The sequence below is a fragment of the Aeromonas sp. S12(2024) genome (assembly GCF_041402305.1).
Taxonomy (GTDB): domain Bacteria; phylum Pseudomonadota; class Gammaproteobacteria; order Enterobacterales; family Aeromonadaceae; genus Aeromonas; species Aeromonas veronii.
This window is the reverse complement of sequence record NZ_JBGLRB010000002.1, coordinates 358,603-376,298: the sequence shown is the minus strand read 5'-3', so window position 1 is coordinate 376,298 and position 17,696 is coordinate 358,603. Positions and strand designations below refer to the sequence as shown.

Here is a 17,696-nt window from a genome sequence, read left to right as displayed (position 1 = left end):
GAGAGTTGGGGTATCAGATTGGCCGATTCAAAGTACGTAACCTGATGAAGGAAGCCGGGCTGGTATCCAAACAGCCGGGCGCACACCGCTATAAGGTGGCACAGTCTGAACAACCGGACACTCCCAATCTGCTGGCCCGCGAATTTGATGTCCAGCAACCCAATCAGGTGTGGTGTGGCGATATCACCTACGTCTGGGCAGCTGGTCGTTGGCATTACCTGGCAGCGGTGCTTGACCTGCATACCCGGCGGGTTGTGGGCTGGACGATGTCAGATAAACCAGATGCCGAGCTGGCCATCAAAGCACTTGAGATGGCGTATCAGCAACGAGGTTGTCCGTCAGGCGTGCTGTTTCACTCTGACCAGGGCAACCAATATGGCAGCCGGGCATTTCGGCAACGACTATGGCGCTATCGCATGACCCAGAGCATGAGTCGTCGTGGTAACTGCTGGGATAACGCCCCGATGGAACGGTTGTTCAGAAGCCTGAAGTCAGAGTGGCTCCCGGCTATGGGATATATGAGCTTGCGAGAGGCGAAGCGGGATATCAGTTACTACCTGATGGATTACTACAACTGGCGGCGTCCACATCAATACAATGACGGAATATCGCCAGCAAAAGCCGAAGAACGGCCTAACCAAGTGTCCGGATTTAGTTGACCACTACAACCGACGCCATCCCAGCCCGTTCGAACAGTTGCCTACCTACTGATGTGATAGGGCGACGAATCGGCTTACCGGTCTTGCTGATCTCCGCCGGCACCGTCCAGACCATAGACTCGAAATCCAGGTCTTGGCGCTTGAGCATTCTGGCCTCGGATAGTCGGCACCCATAGACCAGACAAAGTAAATGGATCACCTTGTTACCGGTACCTGCCCGGCTCGCCTCAATCGCTCGCCAAATCTTGGCAACCTCGGCTACCGTCAACACCCGGTGCCCGGTCTTAGCTGGCGCCCCGACATCCCGAGCCCGTAAGCTCATCATGTTGGGCACGTTGATCGTGCCGCGGCGGATATGCCAGTTGAAGCATGCTTTCAACCCGGTAATGACCGAACGGGTAACACCAGGTGCTCTTTCGCTTATGGCATCGAAATGGCTCAGCCACATGTCCATAGAAATCTGATTGAGTGGCTTGTCTGGTAACCGGTTCTTAACCGAAGAGAAGGTGTAGCGGTAGTTCTTCTGCGTGCCTTCACGACACTCCCGCATCACATACTTCTCGAACCACTCTTCAAACAGAGCAGCAGGTGTAGGCTCTTCACTGGTTTTAACAATTTGCTCAGGGCCTGCCTTGATTTCCGCGGCCTTGATCCTGGCATCCCGAAGAGTCACCGTAGGGTAACGGCCAATCGTGGTTCTGACTTGTTTCCCATCACGCATATGACGCACTTGGAAGGTGATCAGCCCTTTAGGTGACACCCTTATGCCAAGCCCATCACCGTCAGTGACTTCGCTCTGGCCGGAGTATGGTTTACCATTGACGCCTCGCAGCCAGCTGTCTGTAATTGCCATAGCTCACCCAATAAAATTTTGTACTAACAAAATACCATGTTTTGTACTTTGAGTTGTACTAATTGGATGGTGAACATAGGCAGACAGACACAAACAGCAAAGAATTTATTGGGTGCTCAGACAAAGCTGAACACATCATTAAGAACCATATAATCAGAAGCTTAGGCGATAAAACAAGAACACATGAGCACACCCAAGAACCAAACAACACAGCCCACATTCTACTTCCACGACTACGAGACCTTCGGCATCAACCCCGCCAAGGACAGGCCGTCGCAGTTTGCCGGTATTCGTACCGATGCGGATTTCAACATCATTGGCGAGCCGCTGGTCATCTATTGCAAGCCTCCGGCAGACTACCTGCCGGATCCGGAGGCGTGCCTGATTACCGGTATCACGCCGCAAAAGGCGATGAAGGACGGGCTGTGCGAGGCGGATTTCATTCGCCAGATCCACGAGCAGTTCGCCACGCCGAATACCTGTGTGCTTGGCTACAACAGCATCCGCTTCGATGATGAAGTGACCCGTTACACCCTCTATCGCAACTTCTATGACCCCTATGCCTACAGCTGGCAGAACGGCAACTCCCGATGGGATATTCTCGACATGCTGCGGGCCTGCTATGCCCTGCGGCCGGAGGGGATTGAGTGGGCCTTTGATGATGAAGGCAAACCGAGCTTCCGGCTGGAGAAGCTGACAGTCGCCAACGGTGTGACTCACGCCAATGCCCACGACGCACTCTCCGACGTACTGGCCACCATCGAGATGGCCAAGCTGGTGAAAAAGGCCCAACCCAAGCTGTTTGGTTATCTCTTTGATCTGCGTAACAAAAACAAGGTGAAGGCGCTGATTGACGTGGTGACCATGAAGCCGCTGGTGCACGTCTCCGGCATGTTCTCCCCCTGGCAGGGTTGTGCAAGCTGGGTCTCGCCACTTGCCTGGCACCCCACCAACCAGAACGCGGTGATCATGGTCGACCTGACCCGTGACCCCACCCCGCTCATTGAACTCTCCAGCGAGGAGATCCGCGAGCGCCTCTATACCAAAAAAGAGGAGCTGGGGGATCTGGCGGGCATTCCGGTGAAACTGGTGCATATCAACAAGTGCCCGGTGCTGGCGCCGGCCGCCACACTGACAGCGGAGCGCGCCGACGAGCTCGGCATCAATCGGGAGCAGTGCCGCAAGAGCCTGGATCTGCTGCGCGCCCACCCCGAAGTGCGTGAAAAACTGGTGGAAGTGTTCAATCAGGAGTTCGCCGGCAGCAATGAGAGCGACCCCGATACCCAGCTCTACGCCGGATTCTTTGGCCATGGCGACAAGTCCACCATGGATCTGGTGCGTGCCACCCCCGCGGATCTGCTGGGTGAACGGGAGTTCGCCTTTACCGACTCCCGGCTGCCGGAGATGCTGTTCCGCTACCGCGCCCGCAACTGGCCGCACACCTTGAGCGAAGCAGAGCAGAAACGCTGGCGCCTGCACTGCAGCGACTACTTCAGCCGCCGTCTGCCGGACTATGTGCCCCGTCTCGAGGCGCTGGCCGAGCAGAACCAGAGTAACGAACGGAACTTTGCGATTCTAAAGAGTCTCTACCACTATCTGGAAGATTTATGAGTTGTGAGTAGTTTCACAATAAATCCTTCCCGCCCATCCCCTTCTTCAGGTCATAATGACGAAGGGGATTTCCCCAAAAACCAATATCTTGCAACATCCTGAGCGGATGTCTCCCAAGCAAGAGATCTCTTTGGCCGAACGGAAGCCATTTGCTGATGCCTCGTCACCACGCACTGCTCGGATTACTGGCCCTGCTGCCGCTGGCAGCCAACGCCGCATACCGGTTCGATGTGCCGGATTATCTTGCTCGCCTGCCCGAGCAGACCTATCGTATCGTAGAACAGAACTTCAATACCCTTTATCAGCAGACTGATTTCACTCCCCTGATCACCAACAGCTACTTCAACGGCTCTCATCTCTACAAGTTTGTCGGGGTACCGCTGGCCATCAGCGCCCAGTCAGGTTTCCAGCTGGAGGTGTTTGGTCAGGTCTATAACCGCGCTTCGCAAGCCTATATGCACCTGAGCGAGGACATGTCCCTCTATCGGGTGATGCGAGTCGATCTGATGGGGAACCCCAATGATCAACTGGCCATCGGTTTTGGTCTGGGGGTGCCCATCACCCCGTTGCTGACCCTCAAGGCGATCGCCTCCGGCAGTGATATCCCGGGCTATGGCTCCGCCAAATATGCCGTCGGTTTTGAGTGGCGTTACTGATAGCCGCTGGTTGAAACAATTCAGGCTCCGTGATGGAGCCTGAATTGTTTATGGTGACGCTGTGATCAGGTGTAGTGGATCACCCGCCCCTCGCCCCCTTGCAGGGTCACGGTTGTGCCGACTGCCTGCCCCTGCCAAAAATCGGTTCCCCCCTCCGGCAGCAGAAACTCCTGTGGTTGCCCCTCCCAGTTGAACAGGCAAAGCAGAGTGCCCCCCTCGGGCAGGCTCACTTCGCCGCAGGCAAAATCCATCGACTCGAAGCGGGCAGAGGGTGTCCGGGCCGCACAGAGCGACAACAGCTTGCGCAGGTGCGCCGCCTGCTCCTCATCGAGATCCTGCAGCCGATCACCCGCCAGCATCATGCCACCGCTCGCCACCAGTGCAGCCAGATGGAAACTGTATTCAGCCTGGCTCGCCTGCTGGCTCGGCAGATCGCGCAGACAGATGCAGTCGGGATCGAGGGCCCAGAGCTTGTCGTTCTGCCAGGCGCGGCAGAAGGCTTCACGGGCAATCTGGCGGTAGCGGTGGCCATTACGCTCCACGTCATCGCTCACCCGCATGCCGTGCACCAGCCCAAGGCTGGGCCAGATGGGCGCGTTGCAACCGAGCAGGAAAGCGCCTTCACCAGCACCACGCAGAATGGCCACCATACCGCGTCGATAGGCTTCAACCCGGGTGGCGGCCGGATCGTGGAAACGACCACCGTGGATAGCGCCCCAGAAATTGGCATCCAGCTTGAAGTAGTGGATGCCCCACTGCTCGCGCAGGGTACGAAACACCTGCTCAAGGTGCGCCTGCACCTCAGGGTGGGTGCCGTCCAGCACATACCAGGGGGTGCAGCGCCAACCGCCATAGGTGACCCGCTCGGAGGGGAGCGGCAGGCCGTCATCCCCCTTCACAAACCAGTCGGGGTGATCCTGAAACACCTGTGAACCTGGCTCTGCAATAAAGGGAGCGACCCAGAGAGCGGGCTCGCAGCCAGCCTGTTTGATCTCGGCAGCCAGTGAGGCTACACCTTGCTCGAACTTGGCCGACGGAGTGAGCCAGTCGCCCATCTTGGCCTGATAGCCGTCGTCAATCTGCACATAGCGCAGGGCCGGGAAGCGCTCGGCACGCACCTGCAGGTTCTCGCGAATATCGGCAGCGCTCACCTCGGCGTAGTAGTGATACCAGGAGCACCAACCGCTCGGGCGATCACTTACCTTGCCGATCAGAGAGCCATGCTCGACCTCGATCAGCCGTGCCAGCTCGGCCAGCAGATCCTCGCGCTCCGCCCCTTCGAGGCAGATCAGCGCCTCGCTCTGCCAATGCTCACCGGCGGTAAGTTTTCGCCCTTCGCAGTTCATCAGGATCTGCAAGCGACCATCGGGATAGAGGCGAAACTCCCCGCCAAAACGGTGGCAGCTGGCAAAGGCGAGCAGCAGCCACCCCTTGCCATGCTCTACCAGCAACAGGTTGTGAATGGTGTGATAGCCATTGTCATCGGTGATGCGATAGACGCTGGCATCGGGGCAACGGCCGACATGTTGCGGTGATTGCCAGCTACCCATGGTCTGGGCCAGCATCTGGAATCCTTCGCCATAGATGGCGCTCTCCACCGGCAGGCCAAGCTTGCCGTCAAACAGCACCCAGCGCTCAACCGGGGTGGCATCAGCGCCGGTGTTGTCGAGTCGCACCCGACACAGGGGCCCTTCCCACTGACGGGTTTGCAGCAGATGGGGTGGCAACGCATTATCGTTCGCCAGCTGGCGAACTCGGGACAAGAGGGATGTCATCACTACTCCTTGTAGTTCGAAAAAGGGTTCTATCAGACGATGTTCAACAGATAATCTGCATACAAATCAGCTTCAAACGAACTGATTTCAGTTGTTATTGTTTTAATGCCGCGACCCGGCCTCTCTGGTAAACTGCGATTTTTCTTCCCAGTCGATGAGGTTCACGTGATCGCGCAACGCGCCTTGCTGTACTTTCGTGACTTTATGGTCATCGTCGCCTGCCTGCTGGCAGGCAAATCCGTGGCAGCCATCCTGCCGTTCGCCTTTCCCGGCAGCATCATCGGCATGCTGCTGCTCTTCGTGCTGCTCTCCCTGCAACTGATCAAGCTGCACTGGGTCGAGCTGGGGGCAGGCTTGCTGCTGCGCCACATGGGCGTACTGTTCGTGCCGGTTGCGGTCGGACTGGTGGCCTGGCTTGAGCCCCTGCGCCAATCCTTCGGCGTCATCATGCTCTGCATCGTGCTCGGGATTGTGCTGATCCTCGCCACCGTCGGTCGGCTCTACCAGAGGATGAACAAATGATCTTCTGGCTAGCCATTCCCCTGACCCTGGCGCTCTATTTCGCCACCCGCGCCCTCTATCGCCGCCTGCCCTGGCCCATCATCAACCCTGTGCTGGTGCCGACCGCGGTGATCATCGGCCTGCTGCTCTGGTTTGATCTGCCCCTTGAGCAGTACGAGCGCGGCAGCAGCCCCATTACCATGCTGCTGGAGCCCGCCGTGGTGGCGCTGGCGCTGCCGCTCTATCAGCAGGCGCGCCAGATCCAGGCCAAGCTCAAGCCCATCCTAATCTGTACCCTCGCCTCCGTCTTGATCTCGGTGTGCACAACCCTGCTGATCGGTCATTTTATGGGCACAGATCCGGCGCTACTCGCCTCATTGGCGACCAAATCCATCACCACCCCGCTCGCCATGAGCGTCAGCCAGTCCATCGGCGGCATTCCCGCCATCGCGGCCGCCGTGGTGGTGGTGGTGGGGATTGTGGGTGCCCTGATCGGCTATCCACTGCTCAAACTGCTGAAAGTGACTGATCCGGAAGCGCAAGGGCTCGCCATGGGGGCCTGTGCCCATGCCATCGGCACCGCTACCTCCGCCGAGAAGGGGATCACCCAGGGGGCCTTTGCATCGCTCGCCATGGTGGTATGCGGGATCCTCACCGCTGCCGTCGCCCCGCTGCTGTTTGCCATCTATCACTGGCTGATCTGATCACCCCATTGACCACCTGTTGACCATTCCGAGGGGCCTGCTGGCCTCTCGGGGTGCGACCTGCCGCACAATTTGCACAAGACAAACGTTTCCATTACCATCCCCCTCCGTTTGCCCGTCAGGGCGTGAGCCTGCTCACACATTTACCCGAGCTTGCTCCCTACAATGGCCGCCCAATTGGCCTTTGAGGACACACTATGCATCCCCGTTTTGCCAAGCCATTCGATACCCTCTCTGCCCCGCTCAAAGCAGCCGTGCAGCCCATGCTGGATAGTGCCGACTTCAACGCCCGCTTCACGCCGGAGCAAGTCGCCACCCTGAAAGCCGCCACAGGTCTCGATGATCGCGCCCTGCGCCTCTCCCTGTTGCCGCTGGCTGCCGCCTGCTCGGTAGCGCCCATCTCCAAATTTTACGTTGGTGCCATCGCCTGCGGCCTGAGTGGCACCTGGTACTTCGGTGCCAACATGGAGTTTGCGGGACAAGGCCTGTTCCACTCGGTCCACGCCGAGCAGTCCGCCATCTCCAATGCCTGGCTGGGCGGTGAGACCGGGATCTCTGAAATCACCGTCAACTACACCCCCTGCGGCCACTGCCGTCAGTTTATGAACGAGCTGAGCACCGCCAAGATCCTGAAAGTCTCTCTGCCCGATGACCTGAGCGCCCTGCAATCCTTCCTGCCCCACTCGTTTGGCCCGGCGGATCTCGACATCACTGATGCGCTGATGAGCCCGCAGGATCACGCCGAGCTCGAGCTTCAAAGCGAAGACCCGCTGTGGCAGGCCGCGCTGGCCGCCGCCCGTCAAAGCTACGCCCCCTATAGTCAGGGCTATGCCGCGGTGGCGCTGCAGTTTGCCGATGGCCGCATCTTCTCTGGCCGCTACGCCGAGAACGCCGCCTTCAACCCCAGCCTGCCACCGATGCAGATGGCCTGCGCCCATGCGGTGCTTAACGGCGAAGATCTCGCCACCATCCGCCGCGCCGTGCTGCTGGAGAACAAAAACGGCCAGATCAGCCAGCGTGACTCCGCCCAGTCCACTCTCAAGGCGCTGGGCTCGGTCGAGCTGGAGTATCAGGCGGTCTGACGACCCGGCTTTGCTTGGATAAACGAAAGCCCCCGCACCTTGGTGCGGGGGCTTTTTTACTTGGCCGTTTAACCGGAAGCGGCCAGTGATCTTCACAGCTTGGCGCGGTTGATCACCCAGTCTGACCGGTTGCTGATCAGACAGGTTTCAGCCGCGCAGTGAAGTGGCGCAGCAGCGGCGGCTCGTAGTCAAAGGTGAGTCCGCGAATGTCGCTGGCCCGCGCTTTCACCGCGATCAGGCAGTCGGCCACATAGTCCATATGATCCCGGGTGTAGACCCGGCGTGGAATGGTGAGGCGCAACAGCTCGAAGTCCGCCGCCTCCTGCTTGCCGGTGGCGGGATCGCGCCCGAGCAGCAGGGAGCCAATCTCCACCCCGCGCACGCCCCCTTCCAGATAGAGCTCGCAGGCGAGCGCATGGGCGGGGAACTGCTCGGCCGGAATATGGGGCAGCAGCTTTTTGGCATCCACAAACACCGCATGGCCGCCGGTGGGGGTCTGGATCGGGATGCCCGCCTCGGCCAGCCGCTCGCCGAGATAGGCCACCTGACTGATGCGATAGGTGAGATACTCCTCATCCATTCCCTCGCGCAGGCCGATGGCGAGCGCCGCCATGTCCCGCCCGGCGAGGCCGCCATAGGTGACAAACCCCTCCATCGCCACGCAGCGCACCTGCACCGCGCGGAACAGGTCGAGATCTTCCCTGAAGCAGCAGAGCCCGCCGATATTGACCAGCCCATCCTTCTTGGCCGACATGGTGAAGATGTCCCCCAGCGCGAACATCTGGCGCACTATCTCCTTGATGCTGCGCTTGGCATAAGCCGGATCCCGCGCCTTGATAAACCAGGCGTTCTCGGCAAAGCGGGCGGCGTCGATCACCACCGGAATCTGGTGACGACGGGCCAGTTCGGAAACCGCCTCCATATTGGCCATGGAGACCGGCTGACCACCGGCGCTGTTGCAGGTCACCGTGATGATGATGCCGGCCACGTTGTCGGCCCCCAGGGTCTCGATGGTATCGGTCAGGCGAGGAAGGTCAAAATCCCCCTTCCAGGCGTAGGGGGCCGTAGTGTCGAGGGCTTTCGGGGTGAGCAGGTTGATGGCCCGCGCGCCAGCCAACTCCACATGGGCCTTGGTGGTGTCGAAGTGGTAGTTGGAGATAAACACCGGCGCCTTGCCCTTGCAGCGTTTGACCAGCTCGGGGAAGAGGATCTGCTCGGCCCCGCGCCCCTGGTGAGTGGGCATCACATGCTGGTAACCAAAAATGTCGCGCACCGTGCGCTCCAACTCGACGAAGTTGCGGCTGCCCGCATAGGCCTCATCCCCCATCATGATGCCGGCCCACTGGCGGTCGGACATGGCGCCGGTGCCGCTGTCGGTCAGCAGATCGATATAGACATCTTCGGCCAGCAGCAGGAAGGGGTTCCAGCCAGCGGCCTCAAGGGCAGCGCGACGCTCGGCGCCAGTGGTCTGTTTGATGGGCTCGACCATCTTGATACGAAACGGCTCGGGTATACGACGCATAAAAGACTCCTCACCGGCGCAAGGCCAGTGTGTTTAAAATCGGGATTGGCAAAGAGGCCGGGGCGATCAGGGTCGTCCGGCTGACAAATTCAAACGGCGGGTGCCGCCAATCAGCGGTGAGGAAAATCGAAGGTGAGAATGGGATCCCGGGTATACCAGTGGGCGAGCAGACAAGCTGCCCGGGGCGTAGCTGTCATGATTGGCATCACTCCCCTCCATATCGGTTGTAGACAGTCGGTGGCCAACAAGATCCATAGATGGATGCTGCCAGCGGGCAGCCTCGCCACGTTAACGGCTGGTTAATTGGCAAACAAGGGGCGCACCGACGGGCTGTGCGCCCGCTCACAAAGTGCGCATCTGCGCGGCAAACCGGCAGTGAGGTTGATCCGTCCACGCCCCCGGTTCGTTATTCTCCCTACCCAAACGCCACATCCCCCATCAGCCAGGGCCGGAAGCCATCATGCATCGCAAACCCCATCTGCCCGAGAAGATCTGCCCCGTCTGCCAACGCCCCTTCAGCTGGCGGCGCAAGTGGGCGCGCAGCTGGGAGGAGGTTCGCTACTGCAGCGAACGCTGTCGCCACGCTCGTCACAGCAGCCAGCAACCTGAGGAGGAGCGAATCTGATGGAACTTCGCCTTGTCCTCGGCGATCAGCTAAACGCCGGTCACAGCTGGTTTCGCACGCCAGATCCAGCGGTCTGCTACCTGATGGCGGAGCTGCGCCAGGAGACCGACTACTGCCGCCACCATCGCCAGAAGGTGCTGGCCTTCTTTGCCACCATGCGCGCCTTCGCAGCGGCACTCACCCAAGCGGGCCACCGCGTCTGTTACCTGACCCTGGATGAGAGCGCCCGCTGGCCCGACTTGCCCGGCTTGCTGGAGGCTCAGCTCGAAGCACATCAGGCCAGCAGCTTTGCCTGGCAGAGCCCGGACGAGTGGCGCCTCGCCAGCCAGTTGAAAAGCTGGGCGGCGGGCCTTGCCATCCCTGCCACCGAGGTGGAGAGCGAACATTTTCTCACCCCCCGCGATGGCTGGCAGCGCTATCCCCATAGCCGGATGGAGTTCTTCTACCGCGCCCTGCGAAAGCAATACCAAGTGCTGCTCGATGAGAACGGCCAACCCCTTGGTGGGCGCTGGAATTTTGATGACGAGAACCGCGCCAAGCTGCCGGCGAGCCAGCCCATCCCGGCCCCCCTCACCTTTGCCAACGAGGTGAGCGAGATTGATGCCATGCTGACCCGCCACGGGGTCAGCACCATCGGCGAGGCGGATGCCAGCCAACTGCCGTGGCCCATCACAAGGCGCCAGAGTCGCGAGCTGCTGGCCCATTTTCTGGCCCACTGCCTGCCTCACTTTGGCCGCTATCAGGATGCCCTGAGCGAGCGGGGCTGGAGTCTGTTTCACAGCCGCCTGTCGTTTTCCCTCAATAGCAAGATGCTTCATCCGCTTGAGGTGATCCGCGCCGCCGAGGCCCACTGGCAGGCCAATCAGGGCACCATCACGTTGGCGCAGGTGGAGGGGTTTATCCGCCAGATCCTCGGCTGGCGCGAGTTTGTCCGCGCCCTCTACTGGGAGAAGATGCCCGACTACCAGCAGACCAATTTTCTCGGGGCCAACCGGCCGCTGCCCGGTTTCTTCTGGAGTGGCGAAACCAGGATGGCCTGCGTGCGTCACGCCATTGGCCAGTCTCTTGAGCACGGTTACGCCCACCATATTCAGCGGCTGATGGTGACCGGCAACTTTGCCCTGCTGGCGGGGCTCGATCCTGACGAGGTGGATCAGTGGTATCTCGGCATCTATGTGGATGCCATCGAGTGGGTGGAACTGCCCAACACCCGTGGCATGAGCCAGTTTGCCGATGGCGGCCTGATGGGCAGCAAGCCCTACGCCAGCAGCGGCGCCTATCTCGAGCGGATGGGCCACTACTGCAAGGGGTGCCACTATCAGGTCAAAGCCCGCCACGGTGATGGGAGCTGCCCCTTCAACAGCCTCTACTGGCACTTTCTCTGGCGCAATCGGGAAAAACTGGGCGGCAATCCCCGCCTCGCCCTCCCCTATGCCAACTGGGATGGCCAAGCCGCAGAACAACAGCAGGCCATTCTGGCGACGGCGGAGCACTACCTGATCAAGCTGGAGCAGTTGTAAGCGGGCCATACCCCCTGACACAGCCCTGAAAACAGCGCAGCGATTTACGCTGGCAATCAGGTGTGCCATCGCACCAAACACCAGCCTGCGACCAGCAGGCAGACGGAGATCCCAATCCTGCGCAGAGCGGTTGAATATCCTGTGGCGGCTGATTATGGTGGTGGCCACATCAAGGTTTCCATCAACCAAACATCATAAAAACGAGTCTAAGGAAAGACGATATGGAGATAGTGGTTCTCGGTGGCGGCGTAATTGGGGTAACCAGCGCCTGGTATCTGGCCAAAGCGGGTCACAAAGTAACCCTGCTGGAGCGACAAGGTGGCGTCGCCCTTGAAACCAGCCATGCCAACGCCGGGCAGATATCCCCGGGTTATGCGGCCCCCTGGGCGGCCCCCGGCATTCCCCTCAAGGCCGCCAAATGGATGCTGCAAAAGCATGCCCCCTTCACCGTGCGCCCCACTGCCGATCCCTTCCAGCTACGCTGGATGCTCAGAATGCTCGCCAACTGCACCCCGACCGCCTATGCCACCAACAAGGGGCGCATGGTGCGTCTGGCCGAATACAGCCGGGACTGTATGAAGGCACTGCGCGACGAGCTGAACATCGATTACGAAGGGCGCCAGCTCGGCACCCTGCAGCTGTTTCGCAGCCAGTCCCAGCTCGATGCCAGCCAGCGCGATATCGAGGTGCTGGAGGAGTATGGCGTCCCCTACCAGTCGCTGGATGCCAGCGGCTGCGAAGCGGCAGAGCCTGCGCTGGCGCGGGTGCGCGGAAAAATCGTCGGCGGCTTGCGTCTGCCCGGCGACGAGACCGGCGACTGCTTCCGCTTCACCAAGGCCCTTGCCCTTGAAGCCGAGAAGCTCGGGGTCAAGTTCGTCTTCAACTGCGATATCGACGAGATTGAGCAAGCCCGCGGCCGCGCCGTGGCGGTGCGGGCGAGCGAGCAGCGCTATCGCGCCGATGCCATCGTCTGTGCGCTCGGCAGCTATGCCACCGGCTTTTTGCGGCCGCTGCTGCGCCCGCTCGGGCTGGAGCTGCCGGTCTATCCGGTCAAGGGCTACTCCCTCACCCTGCCGATGATCAACGCCGAGGCCGCGCCGCGCAGTACCGTGCTCGATGAGACCTACAAGGTGGCCATCACCCGTTTTGACGAGCGGATCCGGGTCGGCGGCATGGCGGAGCTGTCGGGCTACAACCTCGCCTTGAATCCGAGACGCCACGACACTCTGGCAATGGTGGTCGGCGATCTCTTCCCCGCAGGGGGCGATATCAGCAAGGCCGAGTTCTGGACCGGCCTGCGTCCCATGACGCCGGACGGCACCCCACTGGTGGGGCCCAGCCCCATTCCCGGCCTCTGGCTCAATACCGGCCACGGCACATTGGGCTGGACCATGGCGGCCGGCTCGGGTCAGCTGTTGTGCGATCTTATCAACGGCAGCGAGCCCGCCATCAGCGATGAGGGGCTGACCCTGGCCCGTTACGGCTAAGCGCATAACAGGTCGGGCTGTTTCACTCGCCAACTACGCCCTCAGACAACAGCAGAGGACGTTCTCAACCGCTTTATTGACAGGCCACCGCCAAAAACGGTGGCCTTTTCGTCTGATGTTGACTTTCTTCCTCCCCGTCTGCCTGAGCGGTGCGCTGGCTGCCGGTTAATGCAGCAAACGGCACAGAATATTGCGCAATTCGACTTGCGCAAGCCGCCACAATCCGTAATGTGGATAGACGCATTTTTCGCAGCGCATATTTTTTAAATGGCCTGTAAACCGCTTGTAAACAGGCGTCGCCAGACAAGGGGTTACGGGTGTCATCGCGAGTTTCTTTAGCAGCAATCCAGGGTAGGACAATATGAAAAAAGTAGGTTTGGTCGGTTGGCGTGGCATGGTGGGATCGGTTCTGATGAGCCGGATGCAGGAAGAGCAGGATTTCGCCCATATTCAACCCACATTCTTCACCACCTCCCAGGCCGGTGAGGCCGCTCCCAACTTCGGCGTCGATGCCGGTACTCTGCAAGACGCCTTCGATATCGAGGCGCTGGCCAAGCAGGATATCATCATCACCGCCCAAGGCGGCGACTACACCAAGGATGTCTATCCGCGCCTGAAAGCCGCTGGCTGGCAGGGCTACTGGATTGACGCCGCCTCCTCCCTGCGGATGGAGAAAGATGCCGTCATCATTCTGGATCCGGTCAACGGCGACGTCATCGAGCAGGCCCTGAACGATGGCATCAAGACCTTCGTTGGCGGCAACTGCACCGTCAGCCTGATGCTGCTGGCCCTCGGTGGCCTGTTCAAGGCCGATCTGGTGGAGTGGGTGAGCGTGGCGACCTATCAGGCTGCCTCCGGTGGCGGTGCCCGCCATATGCGCGAGCTGGTCACCCAGATGGGGATGCTGCGCGACGAAGTGGCGGTTGAGCTGGCGGATCCCGCCTCCGCCATTCTCGACATCGAGCGCAAGATCACCGAGAAGACCCGCTCCGGCACCCTGCCGGTAGACAACTTCGGCGTGCCGCTGGCCGGCGGCCTTATCCCCTGGATCGACACCAAGCTCGACAACGGCCAGAGCCGTGAAGAGTGGAAGGGTCAGGCCGAGACCAACAAGATTTTGGGTATCGAGAACGCCGTGATTCCGGTGGATGGTTTGTGCGTTCGGATCGGCGCCCTGCGCTGCCACAGCCAGGCCTTCACCATCAAGCTGAAAAAGGATGTGCCGCTGGCGGAGATCGAAGCCCTGCTGGCCGCCCACAACGACTGGGTGAAAGTGATCCCCAACGATCGCGATATCACCGCCCGCGAGCTGACTCCGGCTGCCGTCACCGGCACCCTCAGCATTCCGGTGGGCCGTCTGCGCAAGCTCAATATGGGCCCTGAGTATCTGGCCGCCTTTACCGTGGGTGACCAGCTGCTGTGGGGCGCCGCCGAGCCGCTGCGCCGCATGCTGCGTATCCTGCTGGCGCGCTAACCCGCCACAGCAGCAGATACAACAAGGGCGGGGAGTCACACTCCCCGCCTTTTTTATTGCCTGTTTTCGTGACCCGTTTAGCGGGTTTGCGGCCTTGCCATTACTTGAGCAGAATACGCTGGCAGCCGCTGTAGATCTCGGCCCGACCGGGACGGCAAAAACCCACCAGGGTGAGCCCCGTCTGCTCGGCCCGCTCGACCGCAAGCTCGGTGGCGGCGGAGATGGCGAGCAATATTTCCACTCCGGCGCTGGCGCACTTTTGCACCATCTCGAAACTGGCGCGGCTGGTCACCAGAATGGCGCCATCCCGCCGACCGCTGCGGCACAGATGGCCCACCAGCTTATCCAGCGCAATATGGCGCCCCACATCCTCGCGGATGGCGAGAATGTTGCCTTCCCCATCCAGATGCACCGCCGCATGGGTGGCGCCGGTGCGCTGGCCCAGCAGCTGGAGCGGGCGCAGCGCGGTCAATACCTTGTCGATATGCCCTACCGCCAGACGCTGACTGTCGGGCAGCCTTGGCTGGGTGCGGATCACCTGATCCAGACTCTCGCTGCCACAGATGCCGCAGCCGGTGCGCCCCGCCAGGGTGCGCCGCTTCTCTTTGAGGCGATGGACGCAGCGATTGGCCAGGGTGATATGCAGCTCAATCCCCTGACAGCCGTCAATCTGCTCGATGTCGTGGATATCGAGCAGGCTGTCGATGATCCCCTCCGAGAGCGAGAAGCCGATGGCAAAATCCTCCAGATCGGAGGCCGAACACATCATCACGCTGTGGGCGATGCCGTTGTAGACCAGCGCCACCGGCGTCTCGGAGGGGAGCGCCATTTCGCTGTCGCAGGTCAGTGCATCGGCGCGGTAGTGCACCACCTCGCGGTGGATGGCGCAGCGGGCCAGTTCGTTCTGTTCGCTCTGCTCTCTTTGTTCTCTCTGCTCGCACTGTTCGCTCTGTTTTCTCAGCTCGCTAAGCTCATCACGCGCCTCAAGCTCAAGTAACTCTCTCATGGTGTGACCCCGTCAATGATCTCGGGATCTCTGGCCGAAATGCCGAGCCGCTTCATTTTGGAGAGCAAGGTGGTGCGCTTCATGCCAAGGCGGTTGGCTGCCCCCCGCTCGCCGGCCACGATGCCGTTGCAGTCGCGCAGGGCGGCGATGATCGCCTCACGCTCATCAATCGGCCCCTCCTCGGCAAAGAGCAGCGAAGCGGGCTCGTCGTAAACCAGGGTCTCAATCTTGTGGTAACCCTTGAGGGGCATCAGCTCATCGGGCGAGAGGTTGAGCACATGGCCGCGGGTCATCACCACGGCGCGCTCGATGACGTTCTCCAGCTCGCGGATATTGCCGTACCAGGGGAGTGACACCAGCATTTTCATCGCATCGGCGGGGATAGATGTGATGGTGCGGCGCATCCGCTTGGCAATCTTCTTGATAAAGAAATTGACCAGCAGCGGAATATCCTCGCGCCGCTCCCGCAGCGGCGGTAGCTCGATGGGAAAGACATTGAGGCGGTAGTAGAGATCGCTTCTGAAACGCTTGTTCTTGACCATGGAGAGCAGATCGCAGTTGGTGGCGGCCACCAGCCGCACATCCACTGCGATGGGGTTGCTGTTGCCCACCCGCTCCAGCTCGTGCTCCTGCAATACCCGCAACAGTTTCGGCTGCAAATCCAGCGGCATATCCCCCACTTCGTCGAGGAACAGGGTGCCCTTGTGGGCCCGCTCGAAACGGCCGATCCGCTGGGTCAGAGCGCCGGTAAAGGCCCCCTTCTCGTGGCCAAAGAGATCGCTCTCGATAAGGCCGGTGGGGATGGCGGCGCAGTTCACCTTCACCATCTCGTGGTCGTGGCGGGCACTCAGAGCGTGAATGGCCTGGGCGATCAGCTCCTTGCCGGTACCGGTCTCGCCGAGGATCAGCACGGTACTGTCGCTCTCGGCCACCAGCCGCACCTTCTCCAGCACGCTCTCCATCACCGCGCTCTGGTAGATGATGTGGGGGAACTCCCCCTGCATCTGCGGCTCGTTGATGCGAATGGTCTTCTCGCGGGCCCCCGTGGTGTTGGAGATCTCCTGCTGCGCCTGCACGTTGTTCATGGCAATGGCCGTGCGCGCCGCCACCTGCTCCAGCAAGGAGATATCGATATCGGCAAAAAAGTCGGCGTTGGGGTGCGAGAGGATCAACACCCCCAGCAGGTTGCCCCGATAACGCAGCGGCAAAATGCAGGAGCTGTCGGCCTCTGGCGGCAGGATCTGGGAGGTAAAACGGCAGCGATTGCTGCAGCCGTGGCCGTGCTCGCGATAGACAAAAAACGGCTCGCTATGGCCAAGGGCCCCCTGCAGGCACTTCTTTTCAAAACAGGAGTGATCGATGATGCCCGGCTGCTCGCTCTGGTGCTGATTGACCAGATAGCTCTTGAAGCTGTCGGAGGTGGCGTTGTACTCCGCCAGACACAAGCTGCTGATGCCAAAGTGGTGGTGCAGGATGGCAAACAGGCTCTTGGGCAGCTCGGCGATGCGCACTAATTTAATCACTGCATTGGTCACATCCACCAGAATTTTGCAGCTGTCGCGCTCAAGACGCAGGGAGTGGGCCTGCTCCAGGGTGCGCTCCTTGTCGAGCACGTTCTCCAGCGCAATGGCGATAATGGCCGCCAGCTGGGTCAGTTTGGCGAGGGTCTCCATGGTGAAACTGTCGAGCTGGGTGTTGATAAACTCGACCCCGCCCAGATGGCTGCGGGCGGTGGTGATGGGGAGCTGGCAGTAGGAGCGCAGCCCCCCGTAGACCCCTTCGCGATCCAGCGCCGGGCAGCGATTCTCAAAGCGGGCGGCAGCGAGAATGATGGCCTGTTCCGGGGTCTCTTTGGTAGGACGGGGGGAGAGGTGCAGCTCTGCCTTCGGGCAGACCAGATGCTTTGGGCCGGAATGTCCCATGAAGTAGAAGATGGCCTCCTCGTCCGCACCCATGTTGAGGATCAGGTTGACCCGGGTTACGCCGCCGAAGCTGGCATCTATCTTGTTGAGTTTGTGGATAAAATCATCGAGCGTCACGGCCGACAGGAGGGATTTGGAGAGCAGGAGGAAACCGTCGTCCCAGATGGGAGAGATCTCGTCCAGGGGGATGGCACTCACATTTAGCATTGCGGCCTCACGTTATATCGATTTAGTCACCAGTCAGGCTGTCCATGCCATCGCATCACGACAAGCACCCGTCACCAAAATAAATAGCCGCA

The 17,696-nt window shown here is 60.5% G+C and carries 15 protein-coding genes; 10 read left to right on the top strand and 5 right to left on the bottom strand.

What is annotated here, in order from left to right; genetic code table 11:
- Positions 1 to 659 (top strand): IS3 family transposase (locus ACB035_RS03585; RefSeq protein WP_371166703.1); only part of this gene is annotated, 659 nt, incomplete at its 5' end.
- Here the strand turns inward: ACB035_RS03585 and ACB035_RS03580 are convergent.
- Complete coding sequence (locus ACB035_RS03580; RefSeq protein WP_371166702.1) at positions 652 to 1,512, bottom strand: tyrosine-type recombinase/integrase; 861 nt, start codon at positions 1,510 to 1,512, stop codon at positions 652 to 654. The genes ACB035_RS03585 and ACB035_RS03580 overlap by 8 nt on opposite strands.
- Positions 1,513 to 1,695: 183 nt before the next feature.
- Between ACB035_RS03580 and sbcB the strand changes: the two genes are divergently transcribed.
- Together sbcB and ACB035_RS03570 are read left to right on the top strand one after the other, a co-directional pair.
- Positions 1,696 to 3,123: an exodeoxyribonuclease I gene (sbcB, locus tag ACB035_RS03575; protein ID WP_371166701.1), complete on the top strand. Its 1,428-nt coding sequence runs from the start codon at positions 1,696 to 1,698 to the stop codon at positions 3,121 to 3,123.
- Positions 3,124 to 3,278: 155 nt separating this feature from the next.
- Positions 3,279 to 3,779: a hypothetical protein gene (locus ACB035_RS03570; RefSeq protein ID WP_005360277.1), complete on the top strand. Its 501-nt coding sequence runs from the start codon at positions 3,279 to 3,281 to the stop codon at positions 3,777 to 3,779.
- Between the two features lie 65 nt (positions 3,780 to 3,844).
- Here ACB035_RS03570 and ACB035_RS03565 read toward each other — a convergent pair whose 3' ends face one another.
- Positions 3,845 to 5,554, bottom strand: coding sequence for a glycoside hydrolase family 36 protein (locus tag ACB035_RS03565; RefSeq protein ID WP_371166700.1), 1,710 nt, complete (start codon positions 5,552 to 5,554; stop codon positions 3,845 to 3,847).
- Between the two features lie 165 nt (positions 5,555 to 5,719).
- On the opposite strand from ACB035_RS03565, the gene ACB035_RS03560 reads away from it, so the two are divergent.
- The 3 genes from ACB035_RS03560 (at position 5,720) to cdd (ending at position 7,841) form a co-directional block, all read left to right on the top strand.
- On the top strand, positions 5,720 to 6,076 hold the full coding sequence (locus ACB035_RS03560; protein ID WP_005333279.1) for a CidA/LrgA family protein: 357 nt from the start codon (positions 5,720 to 5,722) through the stop codon (positions 6,074 to 6,076).
- Positions 6,073 to 6,759, top strand: coding sequence for an LrgB family protein (locus tag ACB035_RS03555; RefSeq protein ID WP_005333281.1), 687 nt, complete (start codon positions 6,073 to 6,075; stop codon positions 6,757 to 6,759). Before ACB035_RS03560 ends, ACB035_RS03555 begins: the two co-directional genes overlap by 4 nt.
- A gap of 197 nt (positions 6,760 to 6,956) precedes the next feature.
- Complete coding sequence (gene cdd / locus ACB035_RS03550; RefSeq protein WP_371166699.1) at positions 6,957 to 7,841, top strand: cytidine deaminase; 885 nt, start codon at positions 6,957 to 6,959, stop codon at positions 7,839 to 7,841.
- Positions 7,842 to 7,977: 136 nt separating this feature from the next.
- Here the strand turns inward: cdd and ACB035_RS03545 are convergent, their stop codons facing one another.
- On the bottom strand, positions 7,978 to 9,363 hold the full coding sequence (locus tag ACB035_RS03545; RefSeq protein WP_371166698.1) for a tryptophanase: 1,386 nt from the start codon (positions 9,361 to 9,363) through the stop codon (positions 7,978 to 7,980).
- Between the two features lie 460 nt (positions 9,364 to 9,823).
- On the opposite strand from ACB035_RS03545, the gene ACB035_RS03540 reads away from it, so the two are divergent.
- From ACB035_RS03540 to asd, 4 genes are all read left to right on the top strand, one after another.
- Positions 9,824 to 9,988 carry a DUF2256 domain-containing protein gene (locus ACB035_RS03540; RefSeq protein WP_128816034.1) on the top strand — a complete coding sequence of 55 codons (165 nt, stop codon included), beginning with the start codon at positions 9,824 to 9,826 and terminating at the stop codon, positions 9,986 to 9,988.
- Complete coding sequence (locus tag ACB035_RS03535; RefSeq protein WP_371166697.1) at positions 9,988 to 11,508, top strand: cryptochrome/photolyase family protein; 1,521 nt, start codon at positions 9,988 to 9,990, stop codon at positions 11,506 to 11,508. Before ACB035_RS03540 ends, ACB035_RS03535 begins: the two co-directional genes overlap by 1 nt.
- A gap of 194 nt (positions 11,509 to 11,702) precedes the next feature.
- A complete protein-coding gene (locus tag ACB035_RS03530; protein ID WP_371166707.1) occupies positions 11,703 to 12,995 on the top strand; it encodes a D-amino acid dehydrogenase in 1,293 nt (430 codons plus the stop codon).
- Positions 12,996 to 13,356: 361 nt separating this feature from the next.
- On the top strand, positions 13,357 to 14,469 hold the full coding sequence (gene asd, locus ACB035_RS03525; protein WP_005345266.1) for an aspartate-semialdehyde dehydrogenase: 1,113 nt from the start codon (positions 13,357 to 13,359) through the stop codon (positions 14,467 to 14,469).
- 100 nt (positions 14,470 to 14,569) lie between these two features.
- On the opposite strand, the gene fdhD is transcribed toward asd, so the two are convergent.
- Positions 14,570 to 15,475 carry a formate dehydrogenase accessory sulfurtransferase FdhD gene (fdhD, locus tag ACB035_RS03520; RefSeq protein ID WP_371166696.1) on the bottom strand — a complete coding sequence of 302 codons (906 nt, stop codon included), beginning with the start codon at positions 15,473 to 15,475 and terminating at the stop codon, positions 14,570 to 14,572.
- A complete protein-coding gene (locus ACB035_RS03515) occupies positions 15,472 to 17,604 on the bottom strand; it encodes a sigma 54-interacting transcriptional regulator (RefSeq protein ID WP_371166695.1) in 2,133 nt (710 codons plus the stop codon). Before ACB035_RS03515 ends, fdhD begins: the two co-directional genes overlap by 4 nt.
- Between the last annotated feature and the right edge of the window lie 92 nt (positions 17,605 to 17,696).